Origin of the sequence: Caenibacillus caldisaponilyticus (assembly GCF_002003465.1) — a bacterium.
Lineage (GTDB): Bacteria > Bacillota > Bacilli > Bacillales > Sporolactobacillaceae > Caenibacillus > Caenibacillus caldisaponilyticus.
In genome coordinates this window covers 1-1,034 of sequence record NZ_BDDQ01000165.1, presented here as the reverse complement: position 1 = coordinate 1,034, position 1,034 = coordinate 1, and the positions used below count along the sequence as shown (strand labels likewise).

Annotated in this window: 1 protein-coding gene; it reads right to left on the bottom strand. The window is 51.7% G+C overall.

Going from position 1 to position 1,034, the window contains the following annotated elements; genetic code table 11:
• Positions 1 to 58: 58 nt before the first annotated feature.
• Positions 59 to 1,034, bottom strand: a 976-nt coding sequence (locus CCB157_RS17060; RefSeq protein WP_077616962.1) for an IS256 family transposase, incomplete at its 5' end; no start/stop codon positions are given.

Sequence of the window (1,034 nt, the reverse complement as noted above, 5' to 3'; positions counted from 1 at the left end):
CGCGGCATATCCTCGCTTCGCTCCGGTATTCCACGTTCACCTTGACACGACAAAGTCATTATCCCACTTTCTTGATCGCCGAAACTTCCTGGTTCATCGTTTGAACGCCTAACTCTTTCGTTTTTCGCCACTGCCAATAGTCGGACATATCCAGGTATTTGCGTGCCGATATCCATTTTTCGTCCATTTCGATCAACACGGCGCCTACGAGACGATACACCGATTCCCGGTTCGGAAAAATGCGGATCACCCGTTCTCTGCGGCGGATTTCCTCATTGAGCCGTTCGATGCCATTGGTTGTGCGCAGGCGCCGCCGGTAACGGTCCGGATAGTCCAATACGGCGGTGGCGTCTTCGAATCCCTCTTCGAGGATTTGCATCGCTTTAGGGACTTTCTCCTCCCATTTGGCCAACACTTGTTCCAATAACAGCCGTGCCGCCTGCTTATTGGGGGCGTGAAGAATTCCGCGAATCTCATCGAGTAAAGCATTCTGTACAGACTTTGGTGCCGCATCGAGGATATTGCGAATAAAATGCGTTTGGCACCGCTGCCACGTCGCGCCTTGGAAATGTTTTTCAATGGCTCGTACCAGTCCGCCGTGTTGATCCGAGATGATCAAGTCCACTCCCCGGAGTCCCCGGTCTTTCAGCCATCCGAAGAACTCGCTCCAGCTGGACTCCGATTCACTGTTTCCGATTTGCAGGCCAAGAATTTCCCGGTATCCTTCCTCATTCACTCCTGTGGCGATCAAAACGGCTCTGGAACGTACCCGTCCATCTTCCCGGACTTTCGTATAAATAGCATCTACTAGCACAAACGGATACACATGTTCATGAAGGGAACGGTCATTCCAGTCTTGGATCATCGGATCCAGCCCCTTGCATAGCGAGGAAACCGTGGATTTGGAAAACGAGGTGCCGCATAATTCCTCCGTGATTTGGGTGATTTTTCGGGTGGACACCCCGTTTACGACCATTTCCATGAGGGCCAGTACCAGAGCTTGTTCGCTCCGTTGATAACGTTGAAAGAGTTCT